This is a genomic window from Streptococcus sp. IsoGale022 (genome assembly GCF_031142805.1).
GTDB lineage: Bacteria > Bacillota > Bacilli > Lactobacillales > Streptococcaceae > Streptococcus > Streptococcus sanguinis_A.
Genome location: NZ_JAKZJI010000011.1, coordinates 1 through 22,384 on the forward strand (window position 1 = coordinate 1; position 22,384 = coordinate 22,384).

24 protein-coding genes, 1 pseudogene and 1 other annotated feature are annotated in these 22,384 nt (G+C 44.3%); of the genes and pseudogenes, 7 read left to right on the forward strand and 18 right to left on the reverse strand.

All coding sequences use genetic code 11. From position 1 onward, the window contains the following. From RG608_RS06795 to RG608_RS06810, 4 genes and pseudogenes are all read left to right on the forward strand, one after another. Positions 1-268: pseudogene (locus RG608_RS06795) on the forward strand (methicillin resistance protein FmtA); the annotation flags it as partial. Between the two features lie 16 nt (positions 269-284). Continuing rightward, positions 285-2,066 carry a serine hydrolase domain-containing protein gene (locus RG608_RS06800; protein WP_308946765.1) on the forward strand — a complete coding sequence of 594 codons (1,782 nt, stop codon included), beginning with the start codon at positions 285-287 and terminating at the stop codon, positions 2,064-2,066. A 16-nt stretch (positions 2,067-2,082) separates the two neighbouring features. After that, a complete protein-coding gene (locus RG608_RS06805) occupies positions 2,083-3,876 on the forward strand; it encodes a serine hydrolase (protein WP_268687551.1) in 1,794 nt (597 codons plus the stop codon). 14 nt (positions 3,877-3,890) lie between these two features. Continuing rightward, complete coding sequence (locus RG608_RS06810; protein WP_049543376.1) at positions 3,891-4,742, forward strand: alpha/beta fold hydrolase; 852 nt, start codon at positions 3,891-3,893, stop codon at positions 4,740-4,742. A 28-nt stretch (positions 4,743-4,770) separates the two neighbouring features. Here RG608_RS06810 and RG608_RS06815 read toward each other — a convergent pair whose 3' ends face one another. The 3 genes from RG608_RS06815 to typA all read right to left on the reverse strand — a co-directional run bounded on the left by RG608_RS06815 (position 4,771) and on the right by typA (position 7,248). Continuing rightward, complete coding sequence (locus RG608_RS06815) at positions 4,771-5,031, reverse strand: DUF3165 family protein (RefSeq protein ID WP_002929676.1); 261 nt, start codon at positions 5,029-5,031, stop codon at positions 4,771-4,773. A 76-nt stretch (positions 5,032-5,107) separates the two neighbouring features. Next, positions 5,108-5,377 carry a DUF3165 family protein gene (locus RG608_RS06820; RefSeq protein ID WP_002929675.1) on the reverse strand — a complete coding sequence of 90 codons (270 nt, stop codon included), beginning with the start codon at positions 5,375-5,377 and terminating at the stop codon, positions 5,108-5,110. A gap of 23 nt (positions 5,378-5,400) precedes the next feature. After that, the gene (typA, locus tag RG608_RS06825; protein ID WP_268687552.1) at positions 5,401-7,248 is read right to left on the reverse strand and encodes a translational GTPase TypA; all 1,848 of its coding nucleotides are present in this window, start codon (positions 7,246-7,248) and stop codon (positions 5,401-5,403) included. A 180-nt stretch (positions 7,249-7,428) separates the two neighbouring features. On the opposite strand from typA, the gene RG608_RS06830 reads away from it, so the two are divergent. Further along, a complete protein-coding gene (locus RG608_RS06830; RefSeq protein WP_268687553.1) occupies positions 7,429-8,154 on the forward strand; it encodes a 16S rRNA pseudouridine(516) synthase in 726 nt (241 codons plus the stop codon). Positions 8,155-8,220: 66 nt separating this feature from the next. Here RG608_RS06830 and RG608_RS06835 read toward each other — a convergent pair whose 3' ends face one another. From RG608_RS06835 to RG608_RS06845, 3 genes are all read right to left on the reverse strand, one after another. Further along, entirely contained in the window at positions 8,221-8,601 is a 381-nt protein-coding gene (locus tag RG608_RS06835; RefSeq protein ID WP_002896183.1) for a rhodanese-like domain-containing protein, read from the reverse strand. Between the two features lies 1 nt (position 8,602). Next, entirely contained in the window at positions 8,603-8,821 is a 219-nt protein-coding gene (locus RG608_RS06840) for a YqgQ family protein (protein ID WP_002898045.1), read from the reverse strand. A 91-nt stretch (positions 8,822-8,912) separates the two neighbouring features. Next, the gene (locus RG608_RS06845) at positions 8,913-9,428 is read right to left on the reverse strand and encodes a DNA starvation/stationary phase protection protein (protein ID WP_002898046.1); all 516 of its coding nucleotides are present in this window, start codon (positions 9,426-9,428) and stop codon (positions 8,913-8,915) included. A 166-nt stretch (positions 9,429-9,594) separates the two neighbouring features. Here RG608_RS06845 and RG608_RS06850 point away from each other — a divergent pair, with 166 nt between their 5' ends. After that, positions 9,595-10,257, forward strand: a complete 663-nt coding sequence (locus RG608_RS06850) for an A24 family peptidase (RefSeq protein ID WP_268687554.1) — start codon at positions 9,595-9,597, stop codon at positions 10,255-10,257. Here the strand turns inward: RG608_RS06850 and RG608_RS06855 are convergent. Then, the gene (locus tag RG608_RS06855) at positions 10,251-10,700 is read right to left on the reverse strand and encodes an effector binding domain-containing protein (RefSeq protein WP_268687555.1); all 450 of its coding nucleotides are present in this window, start codon (positions 10,698-10,700) and stop codon (positions 10,251-10,253) included. The genes RG608_RS06850 and RG608_RS06855 overlap by 7 nt on opposite strands. 78 nt (positions 10,701-10,778) lie before the next feature. Between RG608_RS06855 and RG608_RS06860 the strand changes: the two genes are divergently transcribed. Further along, complete coding sequence (locus tag RG608_RS06860) at positions 10,779-11,678, forward strand: YafY family protein (protein WP_268687556.1); 900 nt, start codon at positions 10,779-10,781, stop codon at positions 11,676-11,678. A gap of 205 nt (positions 11,679-11,883) precedes the next feature. On the opposite strand, the gene trpA is transcribed toward RG608_RS06860, so the two are convergent. From trpA to RG608_RS06920, 11 genes are all read right to left on the reverse strand, one after another. Further along, the gene (trpA, locus tag RG608_RS06870) at positions 11,884-12,663 is read right to left on the reverse strand and encodes a tryptophan synthase subunit alpha (RefSeq protein WP_268687557.1); all 780 of its coding nucleotides are present in this window, start codon (positions 12,661-12,663) and stop codon (positions 11,884-11,886) included. Continuing rightward, on the reverse strand, positions 12,656-13,879 hold the full coding sequence (gene trpB / locus RG608_RS06875; protein ID WP_268687558.1) for a tryptophan synthase subunit beta: 1,224 nt from the start codon (positions 13,877-13,879) through the stop codon (positions 12,656-12,658). The genes trpA and trpB (RG608_RS06875) overlap by 8 nt, the downstream gene beginning before the upstream one ends. Next, on the reverse strand, positions 13,869-14,456 hold the full coding sequence (locus tag RG608_RS06880) for a phosphoribosylanthranilate isomerase (protein WP_268687559.1): 588 nt from the start codon (positions 14,454-14,456) through the stop codon (positions 13,869-13,871). Before RG608_RS06880 ends, trpB (RG608_RS06875) begins: the two co-directional genes overlap by 11 nt. After that, complete coding sequence (gene trpC / locus RG608_RS06885) at positions 14,443-15,210, reverse strand: indole-3-glycerol phosphate synthase TrpC (RefSeq protein ID WP_002904030.1); 768 nt, start codon at positions 15,208-15,210, stop codon at positions 14,443-14,445. Before trpC ends, RG608_RS06880 begins: the two co-directional genes overlap by 14 nt. Continuing rightward, the gene (gene trpD / locus RG608_RS06890) at positions 15,207-16,211 is read right to left on the reverse strand and encodes an anthranilate phosphoribosyltransferase (RefSeq protein WP_308946766.1); all 1,005 of its coding nucleotides are present in this window, start codon (positions 16,209-16,211) and stop codon (positions 15,207-15,209) included. Before trpD ends, trpC begins: the two co-directional genes overlap by 4 nt. Before the next feature lie 10 nt (positions 16,212-16,221). Continuing rightward, positions 16,222-16,785 (reverse strand): aminodeoxychorismate/anthranilate synthase component II, encoded by a 564-nt coding sequence (locus tag RG608_RS06895; RefSeq protein WP_268687561.1) that lies wholly within the window; start codon positions 16,783-16,785, stop codon positions 16,222-16,224. Further along, complete coding sequence (gene trpE, locus RG608_RS06900; RefSeq protein WP_308946767.1) at positions 16,782-18,140, reverse strand: anthranilate synthase component I; 1,359 nt, start codon at positions 18,138-18,140, stop codon at positions 16,782-16,784. Before trpE ends, RG608_RS06895 begins: the two co-directional genes overlap by 4 nt. 404 nt (positions 18,141-18,544) lie before the next feature. Then, complete coding sequence (trpB, locus tag RG608_RS06905; RefSeq protein WP_002929642.1) at positions 18,545-19,726, reverse strand: tryptophan synthase subunit beta; 1,182 nt, start codon at positions 19,724-19,726, stop codon at positions 18,545-18,547. Between the two features lie 64 nt (positions 19,727-19,790). Further along, positions 19,791-20,026 (reverse strand) — a binding site (T-box leader). Between the two features lie 69 nt (positions 20,027-20,095). Further along, the gene (locus RG608_RS06910) at positions 20,096-20,635 is read right to left on the reverse strand and encodes a VanZ family protein (protein WP_268687563.1); all 540 of its coding nucleotides are present in this window, start codon (positions 20,633-20,635) and stop codon (positions 20,096-20,098) included. Then, on the reverse strand, positions 20,622-21,710 hold the full coding sequence (gene rlmN, locus RG608_RS06915) for a 23S rRNA (adenine(2503)-C(2))-methyltransferase RlmN (RefSeq protein ID WP_048772674.1): 1,089 nt from the start codon (positions 21,708-21,710) through the stop codon (positions 20,622-20,624). Before rlmN ends, RG608_RS06910 begins: the two co-directional genes overlap by 14 nt. Beyond that, positions 21,707-22,288: a YutD-like domain-containing protein gene (locus RG608_RS06920; RefSeq protein WP_268687564.1), complete on the reverse strand. Its 582-nt coding sequence runs from the start codon at positions 22,286-22,288 to the stop codon at positions 21,707-21,709. Before RG608_RS06920 ends, rlmN begins: the two co-directional genes overlap by 4 nt. Positions 22,289-22,384: the final 96 nt, after the last annotated feature.

Sequence of the window (22,384 nt, forward strand, 5' to 3'; positions counted from 1 at the left end):
GCTGATTCTGGTCAGCTTGGTCAATCTAGCAGGTCTCGTCATAGTTGCCGTTTCGGGGAAGTACATGCCCGATTATCGTTGGCAAGTTATTCTCTTTGCCCTGCTTGCACTGATTTTCTTGGTTAATGCTGGGTTGCCAATCTTTCTGCGTTCAAAATTCCAAGTCAGCAAGGGTCGAAAAATCTTGACCTACTTGACCAGCAGCGCTTCACTTATCGTCGTTCTCAATATCCTTTATTGGAGCCTTTACCAGTGGTGGGCACTTTAATAGAAAGGTAAGTATCATGAAAACATCATTTTTTAAACATTGCTTAACTGTGCTGACTTGCGGCTTGCTCGCTCTGGGAGCTGGTCACGCTTACGCTGACCAGCAGAAGTTGCCGTCAGGCACGCCTTACGACCAAATTGGTCAGAAAATTGAGGATTACTACAAGGAACACGAAAAAACCAGTGCGGGACTGGCGACATCTGTTTTTGACAAGGACGGACAAACCATTTACCAAAATAATTTTGGCTATGTAGACAAGGAAAAAAAGTTGGCGGTGGATGACAACTCAGTTTTCGAGTGGGGCTCTGCCACCAAGTTGACCGTCTGGGTCAGCGTCATGCAGCTTTGGGAAGAAGGCAAGATTGACCTTAAAACAGATATAAAAGAGTATCTGCCCAAGGATTTTCTCAAAGGCAAGCTCACATACGACAAGCCAATCACCATGCTGGATCTGATGAACCACCAAGCAAGCTTTGGAGACACGGGGCTTGCCAAGGGAACTAGTAAGAACTTGGGAGATACGCTCAAAAAAGTACATATCTATCAAGCCTATGAGCCGGGAACAGTGACAGCCTACTCTAACTTTGGGACGGCTCTGGCAGGATATATCGTCGAGCGGATTAGCAGACAATCTTATGCTGACTATGTCCACGAGCATATCTTTGAACCTTTAGATATGAGGCACACCGCTCTCTTACCCGATTTATCAGATAATCCCTATGTAGTAGAAAAACGTAAGGAAGTCAAAGGTTACACTAGAGACGGTCGGTTGATTGGCGAAGCTCCATATCTAATAGAAATGTACCCTGCTGGGCGAGCAACAGGAACCTTGGAAGATTTCAAGGCATTCGCTCAGGCACTCCTGCAAAAGAAGACACTTTTTAAGCGTTCAGAGACTTGGGACACCCTTTATACAGCAACCTCTAACTATCCTGATAGCGATCTTCCTACCAATGCTCATGGTTTTTGGAGTGACCTTTATCAAGACCAAGTTATCCTCGGGCACGGTGGTAATACAGCTGGTTTTTCATCAAGTTTGACCTTAGACTTAAAATCAGGTATCGCTGCTGTCATTTTAACGAACCAACTGGGCGAGAAAAATTATGTTGAGAAAATTCCCGAGCTGGTCTATGGGCAAAAGAAAGATGTTCCCAACAAAAAGAAAGAAGAACTCAAACCCGGCTTTTATCGTGACGCTAGTCAATTCTTTGGGCCTTTATCCATTGCGCGACTAAATATGGCGACCTTCTATATTGATAAAAATAGTGAAAATCGATTTTACTGGAGCTTGGAGAAAGTCGGTAAGCGAGAATTTATCAAGCGCCCAGTTTCTGATTACTTTAAACTATCTAACTGGGAAGTTGCCAAAGAATTCGGCAGTGTCATCCTATGGGGGTTAGCAATCTTCTATGCTCTTCTTAGTTTGGTATCTGCTTTACTGGTCAAGCTCTACCGGCTCCTTGCCAAGCGGACAAACCGCAAACCTGTGACACTTGCTTGGTCGCTCTGGCATTATCTGACTTGCGGACTTGTTTTGTCCACTGTACTCATAACCATTCTCATCGTGCAATATAATATGAACATCAGCGGCTCGCCAAATAACAGTGCTTGGCTCTATGTCATCTTTGCAATAACGGGTCTGCTGCTTCTTGCTAGTTCTGTTTTGCCAATTCTTCTGCGTTCAAAATTCCAAGTCAGCAAAGGCAGAAAAATCTTGACCTACTTGACCAGCAGCGCTTCACTTATCGTCGTTCTCAATATCCTTTATTGGGGCCTGTACCAATGGTGGGCACTTTAATAGAAAGGTAAGTATCATGAAAACATCATTTTTGAAGAGCACTGTGGCGCTGCTGACTTGCGGCTTGCTCACTTTTGGAGTAGCGCAAGTTCGAGCCGATGAGCAAAAATTGCCGTCGGGGACATCTTACGACCAAATCGGACAGAAGATTGAGGATTATTATCAGAAAAACGAGAAAACCAGCGCAGGACTGGCAACATCTATTTTTGACAAGGACGGTCAAACCATTTACCAAAATAATTTTGGCTATGTAGACAAGGAAAAAAAGTGGGCGGTGGATGACAACTCAGTTTTCGAGTGGGGCTCTGTAACGAAATTAACCGTCTGGGTCAGCGTCATGCAGCTCTGGGAAGAGGGGAAAATTGACCTAAAAACCGACATCAAAGAGTATCTGCCCAAGGATTTTCTCAAAAGCAAGCTCAAATTTGACAAACCCATTACCATGCTTGACCTCATGAACCACCAAGCAGGCTTCGCAGATGTTGACTTGGCCAAAAATGAAGACAAGGACCTAGCCCATACGCTACAAAAGGCGCCGATTATTCAAGCCTATGAGCCGGGGACAATAACTGCTTATTCCAATTTTGGAACGGTGCTTGCTGGCTACATCGTCGAGCGGATTAGCGGACAATCTTACGCTGACTATGTGCACGAGCATATTTTTCAGCCCTTAGGTATGAAGCACACCGCTATTTTGCCCGATTTTTCGGATAATGACTATGTGGTCGAAAAACGCAAGGAAATCAAGGGCTACACCTCAGACGGTCAGCTGATTGGCGAGGCAAACAAGCCTAATCCTTACTATCCGAGCGGGCGAGCAACAGGAACTTTGAAAGACTTTAAGACCTTTGCCCAAGCACTCCTGCAAAAGAAGACACTTTTTAGGCGCGCGGAAACTTGGGACACCCTTTATACGGCGACTTCGACTTTTCCTGATAGCAAACTCCCAATCAATGCTCACGGATTTTGGAGTGACCTTTATCAAGACCGCGTTATCCTCGGTCACGGTGGTAATACGGCTGGCTTTTCATCCATATTAACTTTGGATTTCAAATCAGGTATCGCTACCGTCATTTTAACCAATCAACAATACGAAAGTAACTATCTTAAAAAAATTCCTGAGCTGATTTATGGAAACAAGGCAACTACTTCAGAGAAGATAAAAGCAGAGTTTAAACCGGGCGTTTATCGCTCAAGTCGCGTTTTCACCAATGCCTTATCAATCACGCGCATTGCTCCGCCAATAACTAACTATCTTGAGAAAAATAGTAAATTTGTCACTCAAAAATACTGGGAATTGGAGAAAAACGGCAAGCAAGAACGGCTGAAATTGCCTATCGCAGACTACCTTAAACTTTCCACATGGGATGTAGTCAAGGATTACGGCAGTCTCGTCTTGTGGTGCCTCGCTGCTTTCTATGCCCTCCTCATCCCTGTATCTGCTTTACTGGTCAAACTCTATCGGCTTCTTTTCAAGCGGAAAAATCACAAACTTACACCGCTTGCTTGGTCGCTCTGGCAATACCTGACTTGCGGGTTCATTCTATCTACCATGCTCCTGCTTTACTTCTTTATCCAAAGCGTCCTGAGTCTACATTCCTCACCAAACAGCCGTGTTTGGCTTTCTATGGGCTTTGCAGCTGTGGGAGTTAGCCTCCTGGTTAGCCTTATTGCCTCATTCTTCCTGCGCTCAAAATTCCAAGTGAGCAAGGGTCGAAAAATCTTGACCTACTTGACCAGCAGTGCTTCACTTATCGTCGTTCTCAATCTCCTCTACTGGAGCCTATATCAGTGGTGGACGCTCTACTAAAAGAAAGGAAAGTTATGACCCATTCTCAAAAAATCGAAACAATGATTCAAAACGGCTCCGACCAACTCTACACCGTTTGCTATCCCAATCCTGACAAGGAAACGATTATCCTGCTGCACGGTGGACCGGGAACGCCTGATGACTTCAAGCTCTTTATCCCTAAGCTCGAAAAAGATTATCAACTGATTGTCTTTCACCAGCGGGGAACGAGGAAATCGCCCTGTCCGAGTGGCGACTACAGCATGGAGGCCTACATTGCAGACATCAACACAATCGCCGACCACTTCAATGTAGATAAATTTCACCTTTTGGGGCATTCCTGGGGTGGATTGTACGCGCAAATCTACGCCAGCAAAATCCCTGAGCGGCTCCTTAGTCTCTTTCTTTCCTCGCCGGGAACAGGCACGGGCAAGCAGTGGAAACAAATGGAAAAGGAAATGATGAATTACAATAAAAATCACTGCACGACTATCGAATGGCTGAAAATGGGAATCTATTCTCTGCTGGGAGGTCTTGGCAGTTCCAAGGCTTCGCAGGCTCTCTATCGTCAGGTTGCTCGCAATTACAATGCCGACTATCCAGCCTTTCGCGATGTGACGTTTAACTTGAGCAATGTTTCAGTCCGGGCAGGCAATCAGACAAGAAAGGAAATTATGGCCTATCCTCTCTTGCCCCGCCTAGAACATCCTGCTTTTCCTATTACCGTGACTTTCGGTGACAATGATATTTTTGGTGCCAGCATGCACTTTGTCATCAGCCGCTATCCCAGCGCTCAGGTGTTCACGATTAAAAACAGCGGCCACTTTCCATTTTTCCACAATCCAGAAGACTACTTTGCTATCTTGCACCAGCATTTTGGAGCATAAAAAAGAACCTATAAAAGCAAGACCGCTTTTATAGGTTTTTCTTTTCTTTTTTCTTGACGGGCATTCTCGCTAAATCCCGCAAGGCAAAATAAGCAAGAAAGGTCACGCCAATGCTGACGAAGATTTCGCTAGGCAGCTGGAAAATTCGGAAAGCTGCTAGAGTTAAGAGGATGAGCAAGACAACCAAGATAAGCACCAGCGTCACTACATTGAGTGTTCCGCGAATGCTAGGCGGAGCAGCAAAAATGTAAAATAAGAGAATGAGAATTCCCACAATCAAATAAAACATAAGCCTATTGTTTTTGTAAAGAAAAAGAGCAAAAACTCAAAACGTCTATCCGACTTTCTAAGTTCTTGCTCATTTATTATTCTTCATCAAAATTCTTTTTTGATTTCTTAGGCGGCTTGAGACGATTAATATCCCGCAAAGCCAAGACGGTCACTACGGATAGGCCAAATCCTACAAAATATTCAGCTGGCAATTGGAAAATCTGAAAAATGCCTAAGCCAAATAAGATAATCAAGGCCACAATCAGTAAAACCATGGTCACAGCATTAACAGTGCCTTTAATACTGGATGGAACAGCAAAAATGTAGAAAAAGAGGATTAAAATCCCAATGATAAGATAAACCATATTGCTGCTCCTTTCCTTTTTAATTATTCAGCTGCAGCTGATTTTTTCTTTTTATTGGCTTTTTCGCGTTCTTGTTTGTTCAAAATTTGCTTGCGCAGACGAATAGATTCTGGCGTTACTTCCATGTATTCGTCGTCATTCAAGAATTCCAGAGATTCTTCCAAGGTCAAAATGCGCGGTGTCTTGATGACTGCTGTCTGGTCCTTGGTTGCAGAACGAACGTTGGTCATTTGCTTAGCTTTGGTGATATTAACAGTCAAGTCATTTTCACGAGAGTTTTCACCGATGATCATTCCTTCGTAAACCTCAGTACCTGGGTTGACAAAGATGGTTCCGCGCTCTTCGATAGACATAATAGAGTAGGTTGTAGCCTTACCAGCATCGATGGATACCAGAGCACCGCGGTGGCGGCCACCGATTTCACCTGGAATAAGTGGTAGGTATTGATCAAAGGTATGGTTCATAATCCCGTAACCACGAGTCATAGATAAGAACTCAGTTGAGTAACCAATCAAACCACGGGCAGGAACCAAGAAGACCAAACGAGTCTGACCATTTCCAGTTGCTACCATATCCAGCATTTCACCCTTGCGCTCAGAAAGGCTTTGGATGACCGAACCTTGATATTCTTCAGGTGTATCGATTTGGACGCGCTCAAATGGCTCACATTTGACACCGTCGATTTCTTTCACGATAACTTCTGGACGAGATACTTGCAGCTCATAACCTTCACGACGCATTGTTTCAATCAGGATTGACAAGTGCAATTCACCACGACCTGAAACGATCCACTTGTCTGGTGAATCAGTTGACTCAACACGTAGAGATACATCTGTTTGCAGTTCAGCCTGCAGACGTTCTTCAACCTTACGAGAAGTTACCCATTTCCCTTCGCGGCCAGCAAAAGGTGAGTTGTTAACCAAGAAGGTCATCTGCAGAGTCGGCTCATCGATATGCAAAATTGGCAGGGCTTCAACGGCATCTGTCGGTGTAATCGTCTCTCCGACAAAGATATCTTCCATACCTGAAACGGCAATCAGGTCACCTGCTTTTGCTTCGTTGATTTCACGACGCTCCAAACCAAAGAAACCAAATAGTTTTGTAACACGGAAGTTTTTCGTTGTTCCGTCTAGTTTAGAAAGGGTTACTTGATCACCAACCTTAACAGTACCACGGAAGACACGGCCGATACCGATCCGGCCAACGAAGTCATTGTAGTCCAAGAGTGACACTTGGAATTGGAAAGGTTCGTCAGAATTATCCACTGGTGCTGGGATATGGTCAATGATGGTATCAAAAATCGGTGCCATGGTGTGCTCTTGATCAGCTGGATCATCAGACATAGATGAGGTTCCATTGATAGCGGAAGCATAAACCACTGGGAAGTCCAGCTGGTCATCATCCGCTCCAAGCTCAATAAAGAGTTCCAATACTTCATCCACTACTTCTGCTGGACGAGCAGACGGCTTGTCGATTTTATTCACCACTACGATAGGAACAAGGTCTTGCTCCAAGGCTTTTTTCAATACAAAGCGAGTCTGAGGCATAGTTCCTTCGTAGGCGTCCACAACCAGAACAACCCCGTCCACCATCTTCATAATCCGCTCTACTTCACCACCGAAGTCCGCGTGCCCTGGTGTATCCATGATATTGATACGAGTACCTTCGTAAGCCACGGCTGTATTTTTAGCCAAGATGGTAATACCGCGCTCCTTTTCAATATCGTTTGAGTCCATTGCCCGCTCTTGCAGCTCTTTACGCTCATCTAGTGTATGAGATTGTTTCAGCAACTCATCAACCAAGGTTGTTTTCCCGTGGTCAACGTGAGCAATAATGGCGATATTGCGAATATCTTCTCTTAATTTTGTCATGATTTCCTCTAAATTTTTAAATTTTATTTCTAACTGAACAATTATACCACAGACGCAGGCAAAAAACACGGCTTTGATAAGTGTAAATGTTTTCATTAAAAAATATGGGAGCTGCATGAGGATTTGCATTTCCCATCCTGAAAATTTATGATATGATTTAGAAAAAAACAAGGAAAACAGATGCGCCTCGACCAACTGCTGGCTGCCAATCATATCAGCCGAAAAAAGATGAAACAAAGCCTTTTACAAAAACAGATTTTAGTGGATGGTAAGCCCGCCTGCAAACTCAGCCAAAATGTTGATACCGGCCTGCAGCAGATTACTTTTCAAAGCAAACATGTCAGCGGTCCTGCCCACCGTTACTACATGCTGAATAAACCCACAGGTGCAGTCACTGCCAATCGCGACGCTGAAAAATTGACTGTCCTGGATTTGCTGGACAAGGAGGTAGAGAAAGAAAATCTTTACTCTATCGGACGCTTAGACAGAGATACTGAAGGGCTTCTCTTGATTACCGACAACGGTCCCATGGGATTTCAGCTTCTGCACCCTCAATACCATGTCGAAAAAACTTACTATGTAGAAGTCAATGGGCCTTTAACTCCTAAGGACAAATCTTCCTTTCAGGAAGGCATTCGCTTTTTAGACGGCACCACCTGCCAACCTGCCCAACTCTCTATCCTCTCTAGCAGCTCTAATCTGAGCTGTGCTACCGTCAAGATTTCCGAGGGGAAATTCCACCAGATTAAAAAGATGTTTCTGGCAGTTGGTGTTAAGGTCATTTATCTCAAGCGGATTCAGTTTGGGGATTTTTCATTAGACCCAGACCTAGCAACAGGTGATTATCGTCCTTTAAACCAAGAAGAATTAGGGATTATTAAAAAATATTTAGAGAAAAGTTGGTAAAACAAAAAAAGCTTTAAAAAATAAAGCTTTTTTGTTATTTCACCAATCCGTTCATGAATCGTTTTATCAGCTAGCCTTCACCTTGCCATTCCAAGAATCCAACCCATAAGAAAGAATATAGATTTCTTTAAATCCTTGTTTTTTCAGATACAGAGCCGCATTGGTTACGCGCTGACCGCGACTATTTTCATAGAGGAGAACAGCCTTATCCTTGCGAAGTGCACCGACACTATCCTTCAGCTGCTGAGATGGAATATTGCGAGCACCTAAGATATGCTTCCGGTGAAAATCAGATGGATCCCGCAGATCAACCAACTGACCTTGGCGAATCAAGTCTTCAAATTCCCCGTTATCCACGATTTTTGCTGCCTGACGCAGGCGCAGATAATTAAAGCCCATCCAGCCAAGTATTCCCAAAAGTACCGCCCACAAAATCCAAATTGTCATCTCAAGTCTCCTTTTTCTTTTCTAAATATTCTAACTCTAATCGATGTTCTCGGCGCAAGACAGCCTCCGCCTCAAAATAAGCTAGCTTATCCATTAGACCAGCATCGTAAATTCTCTTCAGCTCGATTTTCATCATTTCAATATCGTAAAGGCGTTTGCCCATATAGATAATGATTCCGAAACTTTTAAGAAATTGCTGAACATCATACAGGGTTTTCATGAGCTATATTTTATCAGATTTTCCAGCGCTTTTCAAGATGAAAAAGCAGAAAGGAAAGCCTGTTTCCTTTCTGCTTGGCATGGATCATTTTTTATAAACCTGGTGCTTGACCAATTTCAGCTGTCAGCATCCAGATAGTCTTTTCAAGGTCTGCCTTGGCACCGACAAAGATATCATTGGTTACATCGTCCCCTTCTTCGTCTGTTACATCCAAAGCTTCTTGGTAAAGACCTGTCAGATAACGGAAAATCTCAATCACACGCGCCAGACTTTCTTCTACATTCTTGCTGAATTCACCAGCTTTTTCTTCAATCTTACTGTGTTGGATAAACTCAGTCAAGGTAGAATAAGGCTTGCCTCCCAGTGTAATCAAGCGCTCGCTGACTTCATCCAAAGTTGTATCCAAAGTTTCCATGTATTCGTCCATTTTTGGATGCCACACCATGAAGCCTGCACCACGCATATACCAGTGAACTTGGTGAAGAGCGATATGAGCTGTATAAAGGTCTGCCACTACTTGATTAAGAATAGCCTTAGTCTTTGGCAAAGCCTTTTGATTGCTGAAAGTTGCTACGTCAGTTGCTGCACCATTTTTTACTTGTGTCATTGTATTTACCTCGTTTTTATTTATAATGATTCTAATCTTTTTAGATTATGGTTTAATTATAATGCTTCTAAATAAGAAGGTCAAGACAAAAGATTCAAAAAAAGACTTTATTAGAAAAGTTGCAAAATTTCAGAATTTTTCTGTTTAACATTACGAATAAATAAGTATGATTCATCTATACTTTTTTCTCCTTGGCACTGTCTTTGCCTCCTTTCTAGGCTTAGTCATTGACCGTTTCCCAGAGCAGTCTATCGTTGCTCCTGCTAGCCATTGCAATGCCTGCGGGAAAAGATTGGCACCGCGTGATTTGATTCCTATTTTTTCTCAAATCTTAAATCTTCTTCGTTGCCGCTTCTGTGGAGACAAGATTCCCTTACGCTATTTATTTTTTGAATGTATCTTGGGCGGTCTTTTTCTGGCAACTTCACTCGGCACGATTTCCATCAGTCAACTCCTACTACTCACCATGGGCTTGACCCTAGCCATCTACGATAAAAGAGAGCAGCAATATCCCCTGATGGTCTGGCTGATCTTTCAGCTTTCGCTGATGATGACAGCAGGCATCAATCTTCTCATGCTCTTCTTTTTAGTCCTAGGACTTCTAGCCTTCTTTTATAATCTTCGCATTGGAGCTGGCGACTTTCTATTTCTCGCTTCCTGCTCAGCTATTTTCAGCCTGACGGAGATTCTCATTCTTATCCAAATCGCTAGCTTCTCTGGCCTCGCCTGTTTTTGCTTTAAAAAGAAAAAAGACAGGCTAGCATTTGTACCCTGTCTTCTGTTTGGTGTCGTGATGATTATTTTCTATAAATCCTTACTCTTTTACTGAACTGGAACCCAAAGCTCAACTTCTGCATCCATAGGATTCCCATTTAAAAGTATTTCTAAGATAATTCCATCTTGGTAAAGGGATCTGCTTTCTTCCTCAAAAAAGTTATCCTCCAATTGGTCAAACAGGAGTCTTGATTTATCACCACTGGCTGAACTTACTAAATAATCTTTCTCTGGGACGAGAATGCTTTCGTAGCCTGCCACAGCATTCTTTGCCGCAACTCCTGCATAGTATTGAATACCATCTTTATGAGGAACAATCAAAGCATAGCCTTTTTTGTCTAGAGAATGGGTCATCAATTTCCCGAGCATTCCTTCTTTAAATAACTGAGCATAGAACGCCGTCTTCTCTTTAGAATAGTGCTGTTCATGAACCGTAGTTCCTTCTATCAAAATACTCCTGCCAATCAGGGTAAACGATGGTTTGGTTTGATGTTTCATTATATGAACTCCTTTCTTTATGGTATAATCATAACAAAAGTAATATGACATCTATCTGTCATATTCAAGGAGAAAATCATGAAAATCGACCGTCAAATGGGAATCATTTCTCATTTAGTAAATCAACGAAAAACAACAGCTAAAGAACTATCAGAACTTTTTAAAGTCAGCACCCGAACTATTATGAGAGATATTGATGATTTATCTCTTGCAGGCATTCCTCTCTATGTAATGAAAGGAAAAAACGGCGGGATTTTTCTTATGGAAGACTTCCAAACTGATAAACCTCCCCTGACCCAATCCGAACGACTTTCAATAGAATCCGGTTTAAAAAGTCGCTATCAAGTTTTGGAAGACACCTATACTTTCAACGCTATATTGAAATTAAATGCTACCAATACATACCCTGATTTCGAAATTGATTTGTCTCTATCTCAAGGGAACTTGGAAATACGCACTTTGATTTTTAAGTTATTGGAAGCTATTAGAGGTAGAGTAAAAATAAAATTTTCCTATATTAATTCACAAGGACTGGTAAGTCAAAAAATTTGTGAGCCTTACCGTATCGTCTATAAGGATCGGAGTTGGTATATGGATGCCTACGATACTGATAAAGCGCGTTTTTCTGTTTTTAAAGTTGCTAGAATTAGTGAACTTACTCTCTCTGATACTTTTTCAAAAAGACATTTTACACCACTTCCCTATGATGGTGGTACATGGATGAATGAAAACAAGGTACCTGTCATCTTGCATGTCCAGAAAATTGTCCTTGACCGGTTTGTGGAACTCTTAGGCTATAATGCCATAAAACCCATTAATAGCGATATTTACGAGATTACTTATCCTTTAAACGACAATGATTGGGGATACAATACCTTGCTTGCTTTTGGAAAATATATCACTGTTATATCTCCTAAGCATTTCTTGAAACATTTCACCAGCTATATAGATACCATTCATAAGCAATATCCAAACTAATATTCAATCAACATCAAAAATCAAACATTTCTTAAAAATGAATTAGACGAAAGTTACTTTTTTATGGTGATAAAATTCAAGAATATGGGTCAGGCTCTAATTCTTATCCAAATCGCTAGCTTCTCTGGCCTTGTCTGTTTCTGCTTTAAAAAGAAAAAAGACAGGCTAGCTTTTGTGCCTTGTCTTTTGTTTGGTGTCATGGTTCTTATTTCTTATAAGCTGCTGCTGCTTGGATAAAGTCTGCTATAGCAGCATCCTTTTCATGAAGAGCTTTGACAATCTTAGATCCGACAATGACTCCATCAGAGACTTGATTGAAGCGGTCAACATCCTCTAAAGTCGAAACGCCAAAGCCCGTCAGTACTGGAATCTCTGCAATATCACGAAGCTTGCTCAAATGCTGGTCCAAATCATTGCGGTAGCTTCCGCTCTTACCCGTCACACCGTTGATGGCTACAGCGTAGATAAAACCTTCAGCTTCCTTGATCAGCTCCTGCTGCCGTTCTAAGCCAGTCGTCAGGCTCACTAAAGGAATTAGAGCAATATCTGAATCTTCCAGTAAAGGCAGAATAAAGTTCCTATGCTCGTAGGGCAGATCCGGAATAATCAATCCTTGAACCGGTGTCCTAGCCAAATCCTTGACAAAATCTTTGAGACCGTATTGGAAAATAGGATTGAAGTAGGTCATGATGATGAGAGGCAACTGAGTGTCCAAATTCTGCAAGCTTGCGACTAAAGACTTGGCCGAAGTATAGTTGCCCAGACTTCTCAGACCGGCTTCTTCAATAACCGGCCCATCTGCAACAGGGTCTGAAAAAGGCAGACCGATTTCAATGGCTGACACACCCAAGTTTTCCAAAAATGAGATAGTTTCCGGCAAACCTGCTAAACCTTTCTCGTGATCACCAGCCATGATATAAGGAAGGAAAATTCCCTTGCCTGCTTTTTTGATGGTTTCTAAATGCTGAGTGAGTGTTTTAGTCATGGGCACCTCCTTTTTGAGCCGTTTCACTTTCCAAGCGTTCCTTTACCTGAACGACATCCTTGTCACCACGGCCGGATAGGCAGACGATCATTGATTTATCTGGTCCCAACTCCTTAGCCAGCTTAACTGCATAAGCAATAGCGTGGCTAGACTCTAGAGCAGGGATAATTCCTTCGATACGAGACAGGAGCTGAAAGGCTTCCAAGGCTTCTTGATCCGTCACTGGAACATAAGTGGCGCGCTGAATAGCATTAAAATGAGAATGTTCAGGACCGATGCCCGGATAGTCCAGCCCGGCAGAGATAGAGAAAGCCTCAAGAATCTGCCCTTGCTCATCCTGCAAGACATCCATCAAGGCACCGTGCAAAACACCCGGCCGGCCCTTGGTTAAGGTCGCAGCGTGTTCATCTGTATCCACGCCCCGACCAGCTGCTTCTGTTCCATACATAGCAACTGAGCTATCGTCTACAAAGGGATAAAAGAGCCCAATAGCATTGGAACCACCGCCAACGCAGGCCACTAAAGCATCTGGCAAGGCGCCTGCATTTTGCTCAGCAAACTGGCGCTTGGCCTCACGCCCAATCACGCTCTGATAGTCGCGGACAATCTCTGGGAAAGGATGGGGTCCCAAGGCTGAGCCCATAATATAGTGAGTATCATCGACCTGAGCCACCCAAGCTCGCAAGGCAGCATTGACTGCATCCTTGAGGACTCGAGAGCCATCGGTCACAGACTCTACCTTGGCTCCAAGAAGTTCCATCCGAAAGACATTGAGGGCTTGGCGCTTGACATCTTCTTCACCCATGTAGATAGTACAGTCCATGTTGAAAAGGGCTGCAGCTGTGGCTGTAGCTACTCCGTGCTGACCCGCACCAGTCTCGGCAATGATTTTCTTCTTGCCCATCCGCTTGGCTAATAGGACCTGGCCTAGGGCATTATTGATTTTATGGGCTCCGGTATGGTTGAGGTCTTCCCGCTTCAGATAAATCTTAGCACCACCAGCATAGGCTGTCAGATTTTTTGCAAAATAGAGAGGATTTTCTCGCCCTACATACTGCTTCAGCAACTCGTCCAGCTCAGCCTGAAAGGCTGGGTCTTTTTTACTCTCACGGTAGGCTTTATCCAGCTCCAAAACTGCTGTCATCAGCGTTTCGGGAACAAATCGTCCACCAAACTCACCATAGAATCCTTCTTGATTGGGTTGATTATATGCCATATTTCACTCTTTCTATAAATTCTGTTATCTTTTCTAAGTCCTTCTGGCCGTCAGTCTCGACTCCGCTTGAGACATCAACTGCGTGAGGGGCGAAGTGCTGAATAGCTTCTCGGACATTTCCTGCATTCAAACCACCGGCGATAAAAAAGGGCTGGTTTATTTGGCTCCTATCAAAAACCTGCCAGTCAAAGGTCTGACCACTACCAGCAAGTGGTGCATCAAATAGCAGATAGTCCGACTGTTGGCTGACATCTTTTAACGCTCCACTGACCTGATAAGCTCGAATAACCGGCCGGCCAACCTGAGTCAGGAGTTCTTCATCAAAATCGCCATGAATCTGCACCAAATCCAGATTTGCCACTGAAATAGCTTCCTCTAGCTCAGTCAAGCTGGGCGATACGAAAACACCGACCTTTCGGACAGGAGATGGCACCAAGGCAGCTAGCTTCTGAGCTTGCTCTAAACTAACTCTCCGACGGCTCTCAGCAAAGACAAATCCAATGTAATCCGCACCAGCCTTGCATGCCGTCTCCACAGCACTGGCCGTTGATAAGCCGCAAATCTTAACCTTTGTCAATTTTTAGCTCCTTGATTTTTTCTGCCACATCCTCAGCCTGCATCAGGGCTGTTCCAACTAAAACCGCATGGAAATAAGGAGCTACTAGCTCAGCATCTTCCTTGCTGAAAATAGCGGATTCTGATACGTAAACCCTGCCATCTTTGAAATGGGCAGACAGCTGGAGACTGGTATTGATATCTGTCTCAAAAGTCACTAGATTGCGGTTATTAACACCGATAATCCGAGCTCCTATTCTATGGGCAATTTCCAGCTCCGCCAGATTATGGGTCTCGACTAGAACTTCCAAGCCTAAACCCGTCGCAAAATCATAAAGTTCTTGTAGCCGCTTTTCAGGCAAGGCAGCCACGATCAGAAGAATAACCGTTGCTCCGGCATTGCGGGCGCGAACAATCTGCTTTTCATCAATGATAAAGTCCTTATTGAGGGTTGGAATATTAACCTGCCTTGAAATCTCTCTCAGGTAATCCAGATGTCCTTTGAAGAAAATCTCATCTGTCAGGACCGAAATCATGGCTGCACCGTATCGTTCATAGGTTCGAGCTTGCTCCACAATATCCACAGCTAGATTAATATCTCCCAGACTGGGGCTGGCTTTTTTAACCTCAGCAATCAGTTGTAGCTCTTGAGGATGGCTTTTGAGATACTCATAGAGGGAATAGGTCGAGCGCAGAGGTTGTAGCTCTTCATAGGACATGGCTGCCACTTCCTGCTCTTTTTGCTTTAGAATGGTTGGGAGAAATTCTTTACTCATTTCTGATACTCCTGTAGTTGCTTGAGTTTTTCATAGGCTGCGCCACTGGCAATCACTTGGCGGGCCAAAGCTATTCCTTCTTCTATACTGTCTGATTTTCCATTAGCATAGAAGCCCAATCCCGCATTCAAAACTGTCGTTTCTAGATAGGGGCTGGCTTGATTTTGTAGGACAGATAGCAGAATTTCTGCATTTTCCTTGGCATTACCCCCACGGATCGCTTCAAGAGCTATCTCTCTCATGCCAATATCTGCTGGCAGAAAGCTGTGCAGGCTGATTTGTCCATCTGAGAGCAGAGCATACTGGGTACGGCCATGAAGGCCAGCCTCGTCTAGACCATCTGGCCCCGAGACGACTACTGCACGTTTGCGGCCCATATTTTTCAAGACCTCTGCCGTGCTCTCTAACATATCCGGCCGACTGGTTCCTAAAAGCTGGGTTTCTAGCGACATAGGATGGATGAGCGGACCAGTTAGATTCATGATTGTGGGAATGCCGAGGCTAAGCCGGGCTGGCATGATGTATTTCATAGCCGGATGCATATTTTTCGCAAAGAGAAAGACGATACCTGTCTGCTCAAAAACCTTACCCAAGCTAGCAGCATCCAAGTCTAGATTGATCCCCAGAGCTTCTAACACATCAGCTGAGCCTGACTTAGAAGAAATGGAGCGATTGCCGTGCTTGGCCATCTTAATCCCGCCACCTGCCAGTACAAAAGCTGCTGTAGTCGAAACATTGAAGCTGAAAGACTTGTCCCCACCCGTACCGCAATTGTCCATGGCAGTGCGAATAGTGGTCGGAATCTGCTTAGCGTGGCCTCGCATTACCTGAGCCAAAGCCGTTCGTTCCTCAATCGTTTCCCCCTTCATCTTGAGCCCCAGTAAGAAGGCTACAATTTGAGACTCTGTCACCCGCCCAGTGACAATACGCTCAATCACATCTGTCATCTCAGCGCTGCTTAAATCCTTAAAATCAGCTAGTTTTGCAATAATCTCTTTCATACATCCTCCTTTATTTTACTAAATCGATGAAATTCTTGATAGACGACAAGCCGTCCGGCGTGCCAATACTCTCTGGATGATACTGAAAACCATAAATGGGCAGACTCTTGTGCTGGATAGCCATGATTGAGTTGTCATCAACCGCCCGAGCCGCCACTTCAAAATCCTCTGGCATCTCCTCAATCAAAATCGAATGATAGCGCATGACTGGCTGCCCATCCTCTATCCCCTCATAGATAGGAGATTTTCCCTCAAAGCGCAGAATACTTTGCTTGCCATGCATGACTTTGGGAGCCAATCCTAGCTTTCCGCCAAATACTTCTGCAATGGCTTGATGCCCCAAGCAAATCCCTAAAATCGGCTTTTTACCAGCAAAATCGCGGATAAGCTCTTCCATCCGTCCTGCATCTGCTGGCCAGCCTGGACCCGGAGACAGAACCAAGGCATCAGCTTCTTCTGCCGCTTGATAAAGGCCTGCATCATCATTTCGCAAGACCTTAACTTCTGCGAAATTGCCGATATATTGGGCTAGATTGTAAGTAAAAGAATCATAATTATCAATCAATAAAATCATTGCATCTCTCCTATCTTGGTCATTGATTTGGCTTTGTTGATGGTTTCTTGGTATTCATTAGCAGGGATCGAGTCATAAACAATACCCGCTCCAGCTTGAACGTAAGCTCTGCCATTTTTCAAAATCATAGTGCGTATAGCGATGGCAACATCCATATCTCCGGTCGCAGATAGATAGCCGATAGCTCCCGCATAAACGCCACGCTTTTCCTGTTCCAGCTCATAAATTCGCTTCATAGCTCGAATCTTAGGCGCACCCGAGACGGTACCAGCCGGCAGGGTTGACTTGAGCGCATCCATGGCTGTCAGTTGAGGCAGAAGCTGACCACGAACCACACTGGTCAGATGCATGACATAGCGAAAATACTCTACCTCCATGTACTTAGTGACTTCCACGCTGTCATTCTGGGAAATTTTACCAATATCATTACGCCCCAAATCAACTAACATACGGTGTTCAGCCACTTCCTTCTCGTCAGCCAGCAACTCCTCTGCCAAGGCCTTATCTTCTCTTTCATCCTTCCCACGCGGTCTGGTTCCAGCGATAGGATTGGTCGTAACCTGACCCTGCTTGACAGAGACCAGACTTTCTGGACTGGCTCCGATAATCTGATAATCCCCGAAGTCATAAAAGTAGAGATAGTTGGAAGGGTTGGTCACGCGCAGATTGCGATAGTAATCCAGTGGTTTACCAGAATACTCTGCTGAAAACCGCTGACTGAGCACACATTGGAACATGTCGCCCTGCCGAATCAAGCTCCGCGCTTCTTCCACCATTTTTTCAAAAGCTGTCTGCTCGATATGGCTCTGGAAGTTCAAACTGGACAGTTCCAGCGATGAAAATTCATCTGCCGCAGGCTGCGCCAGCTCAGTCATGATACGCTCCAGACTAGTAGCCAAATCAGCTTCGCTTCTATCACTGTAGAGCGCCTCCTCAACGATATAGACCTTGTCTTTTTTATGGTCAAAAACCATGTAACTCTCATAGACGAAAAAGTGCATATCCGGCGTTCCAATCACATCAGCTGGAATCTGGCCAATCTCCTCATAGAGGGAAATCATATCGTAACCTACAAAGCCGATGGCTCCACCACCAAAAGGCAGGTCTGAATGATGATCTTTTTTCACTGCCAACTCATGCAGATAGTCCAATGGATCCGCCTCGATTGCTTGCCCGTTCTTTGTTAACCGGCCATTTTCATAGCGAACTTCAAAGACTGGGTTATAAGCTAGGATAGAAAAGCGAGCTGTTTCGCTATCTCTCGGAATACTTTCCAAAATCACCTTGTGGTCGCCCTGAATCCGCATGTAAGCTAGAATCGGCGATAAAATATCAGCTGGTAAAATCTTTTGCATATTTTTTCTTTCTATTTAAATCGGACGCGTTTAAGGAGGAGCAATCTGCTAGCCATGACCGCATTTCACAAGAACAGATAGCACCTGTTCACTGTCATAACTTGCTCCAGAACTACAGAAAAACGCCCGCACAGTTCATTCTGTGAGGGCGTGTCATCGCGGTGCCACCTCAGTTATGGAGTTTTCAGGCTCCACATCTCATTTACCTATTTACAGTCATTTAGATCCCTTTTAGTAGAAGGCAGCATACTGGTTTACAGCAAAGTAAGCTAACAAAGTAATAAAAGTTCAACTAAAGGACAAGATTTTGACTCCAGCAGCCCATTTCATAACTTCTCCTGCCTGTTTACAGCAACCACAGACTCTCTGAAAGGAGGGACATTACTACTCTTCTGCTGGGTATATTATTTTCGTTTTTCTAGATAGTCGGCAATGGCTGCCACATCCTTGTCTCCGCGACCAGATACATTGATAATGATGATTTGATCAGATGACAGTTGCGGAGCTCGCTTGATGGCTTCAGCAATGGCATGGGAGCTTTCGATTGCCGGCAAAATTCCTTCCTTTTGTGTCAAGAGGAGCAAGGCATCCACAGCTTCATCATCTGTCGCGGCTACGTATTCTACTCGGCCAGAATCTTTAAAGAAAGCATGTTCGGGACCAACTCCAGGATAGTCCAAACCTGCTGAAATTGAGTAAACCGGTGCCACCTGACCGTCTTCAGCAAAGACAGCGTAGGTCTTCATACCATCCACTACTCCGACGCTTCCCTTGGTCATGGTCGCTGCATGCTGGTCTGTGTCAAGACCCCGTCCAGCCGCTTCAACACCAACCAACTTGACTTCTTCATCCGCCACATACTGGGAGAAGGCACCGATAGCATTGGAGCCACCGCCTACGCAGGCAATAACATAGTCCGGCAAGCGGCCTTCCTTGTCCAAAATCTGACGGCGTGATTCTTCACTGATCACCTTTTGGAACTCATGGACAATGGTCGGATAGGGGTGAGGTCCGACAGCCGAACCCAAAACATAGAAGGCTTCCAAATCGCTCATCCAAGCTCCAAAAGCTGCATCTACAGCATCCTTGAGGGTTTTGGTTCCTGTTTCCACAGCGTGAACAGTCGCCCCCATCATTTCCATGCGGAAGACATTGAGGCGCTGGCGCTCTACATCCTCTGCACCCATGTATACATCGCACTTCATACCAAACTTAGCTGCTGCCGCTGCAGTTGCCACACCATGCTGACCAGCTCCAGTTTCAGCGATGACTCGGGTCTTACCCATGCGCTTAGCTAGAAGAATCTGCCCCAAAACATTATTGAGCTTATGAGAGCCTAGATGATTGAGATCTTCCCGCTTCAGATAAATCTTAGCTCCGCCCAGATGCTGAGTCAGACTTTCTGCAAAGTAGAGCGGAGTTTCCCGACCTGAATAATCCGCCAAATAATGTCGGTATTCATTTAAAAATTCTGGGTCATCCTTATATTTCTCAAAAGTCACTTCCAATTCATCCAGCAAGGCCTGGATAGGCTCCGGTACAAAGGAGCCGCCGAATTGTCCAAAATATCCTTTAGTTTCCGTCATATTAATTACCTCATTTCTTTATTTTCAAGCAAAACAAAAGCCCACACACAGAAAAAAAACTCTGTGTGAGGGCGTAAAATCGCGGTGCCACCTCAATTATGGAGCAAAGTATAGACTGCCTCCATATCTCTGTCTTGTCTAACAACAAGCTGCACTGTAAGGTGTGCTCACCGAATTTTTATTGCTTCAAATTCACCTTTTGCATCAGCCCACTTCATAATCCTCCACTGCCTGTTTCCACCAGCCACAGGCTCCCTGAAAGTAGAAAAAATTATTACTTTTCTGATGATTTATTTTATTATAGGCCTTTCCCTTTTTCTTGTCAAGAAAAAATTTATTTTTTTCTCCTAAATCCGAACCTTTCTCTCGCTAATCTCTTTTAAAAGCGTTGTCTTGACGATTTTTCCAGATTTTCTGACCAAGCTGAAATACCCGCCAAGCCAGATAACCACCCAAAGTATTGGTCCAGAGATCATCAATCTCAAAAACTCGATTAGCGTTGATGAGAAGGTCCAGCAGAATCTGAGTCATTTCGATGGACAGGCTCATCCCAAAGCTCAGCCATACAACCTTCTTGGTCTTCCGCAATTTCGGAAAGAGCCAAAGCAATTGAAAAATTAAGGGTGACAGCAAGAAGATATTGGCTAGATTTTGGATAAAGACCTTGACCAGCTGGATCCAAGAAGTAATCTCGCCAATATTGACAAAGGAATTAAAAGGGATTAACAAAACCACTATTCGGCCAAAGTACTGGATTCCCGGCGTCTCCATTCCCGGCTCTGGAACTTGAGGAATAAAACACAGAATGCAGAGCATCAAGAAATAGAGCCAGCTTCCTACTATCAGCAATCTCCGTCCCTTGGCTGTCAACTCACCGTCTGAAGTCAGATAGTTCTTAAGGCTGAACATTTTCTACCAATGCTTTCTCGCGATCACGCTTCATAGTATTAGAACGCAGCTGGCCGCAGGCTGCATCAATATCTGTACCATGTTCCTGACGAACCACACAGTTGACTCCGTTTTTCTTGAGAGTATCATAGAAAGCCATTACACGCTCTTTGGGACTGCGGCTGTATTGGTCGTGCTCGCTAACGGGGTTGTAAGGAATGAGATTGACATAAGACAGTTTCTTAATGTTCTTGAGCAGCTCAGCCAGTTCCTTGGCCTGCTCTACCCCGTCATTGACTTCATTAAGCATGATGTACTCAAAGGTCACACGACGGTTGGTCGTCTCAATATAGTATTCGATAGCTGCAAAAAGCTTTTCTATAGGGAAGGACCGGTTAATCCGCATAATGCTGGTCCGCAGTTCATTATTCGGGGCATGGAGGGATACAGCTAGATTGACCTGCACACCTTCATTGGCAAAGTCACGAATCTTATGAGCCAGTCCTGAAGTTGAAACCGTGATATGGCGGGCACCGATAGCCAAACCTTTGTCATCATTGACCGTCCGGACAAACTTGAGCACATTATCATAGTTGTCAAAAGGCTCGCCAATTCCCATAACTACGATGTGACTAACCCGCTCATCCTGACCACGCTCGTCAAAATACTTCTGAACCAGCATAATCTGAGCAACAATCTCACCGTTATTGAGGTCGCGTTGCTTTTTAATCAAGCCGGAAGCACAGAAGGTACAGCCAATATTGCAGCCAACTTGGGTAGTCACACAGACAGAAAGTCCGTAGTGCTGGCGCATAAGTACCGTCTCAATCAGCATACCATCCGGCAGCTCAAAGAGGTACTTAACCGTACCATCAGCCGACTCCTGAACAATGCGCTGCTTAAGCGGATTGACGACAAACTGATCATTTAGCTTGGCAATTAAGTCCTTGGATAGATTGGTCATCTCTTCAAAAGACTGGACTCGCTTGCGGTAGAGCCACTCCCAAATCTGGGCAGCACGGAATTTCTTTTCTCCCTGAGCTTCCGCCCATTCAATCATTTCCTGACGCGTTAAGCTATAAATAGATGGTTTCATTTTTCTCCTTTATTCTGGCGAATCACAAAATGGCGATTGCTGTCTTTTTGCTTTTTCTGCCTATCTTGCTGGGAATTGTTGCGAGAGCGCTTATTATCCCTTTTAGAACGACTGTCTCGGTCTCGCTCGCTTCTGCGATTGCGGCCACCGCCTGAGCGACTATTGCGAGAACGTTTCGACCGACCTTCTGACTCTTTCTTGCCATGCGATTTCTTATCAAAGGAAGCACGCTGGGGATTTGGATTTTCCAAGACAAAATAAGCACAGCCGTAGCTGCAGTACTCCAGCAAATAGTCTTCTAAGCGGCTGATCTTCTCATCGCTGTCATTGGCCCTCTCGTCTTTGTAAAAACCACGCAGGCGCAGCTGCTCATTGCCCCAGTCACCGACAATATAGTCAAACTTGGTGAGAATTTCTGAAAAACGCTGATGAAAGGCAGTCAAGTCAAAGCCTTCCTTATAGTTCTCAATCAATTCAAACTCGAATTTTTCTGCAACAATCTTGCTGTCAATCTGTTTAAACTCTGGTCCTGGGAATTTATTATAATTATACAATTCAGGTGAAATATCTTTACGCATACTCTTCCTTTAACGATCTTGGATAGTTTATCTACAATACTTTATTTTATCATAAATCAGCCAGTATTTCGCGGACTTTTCATCAAAAATATCTTT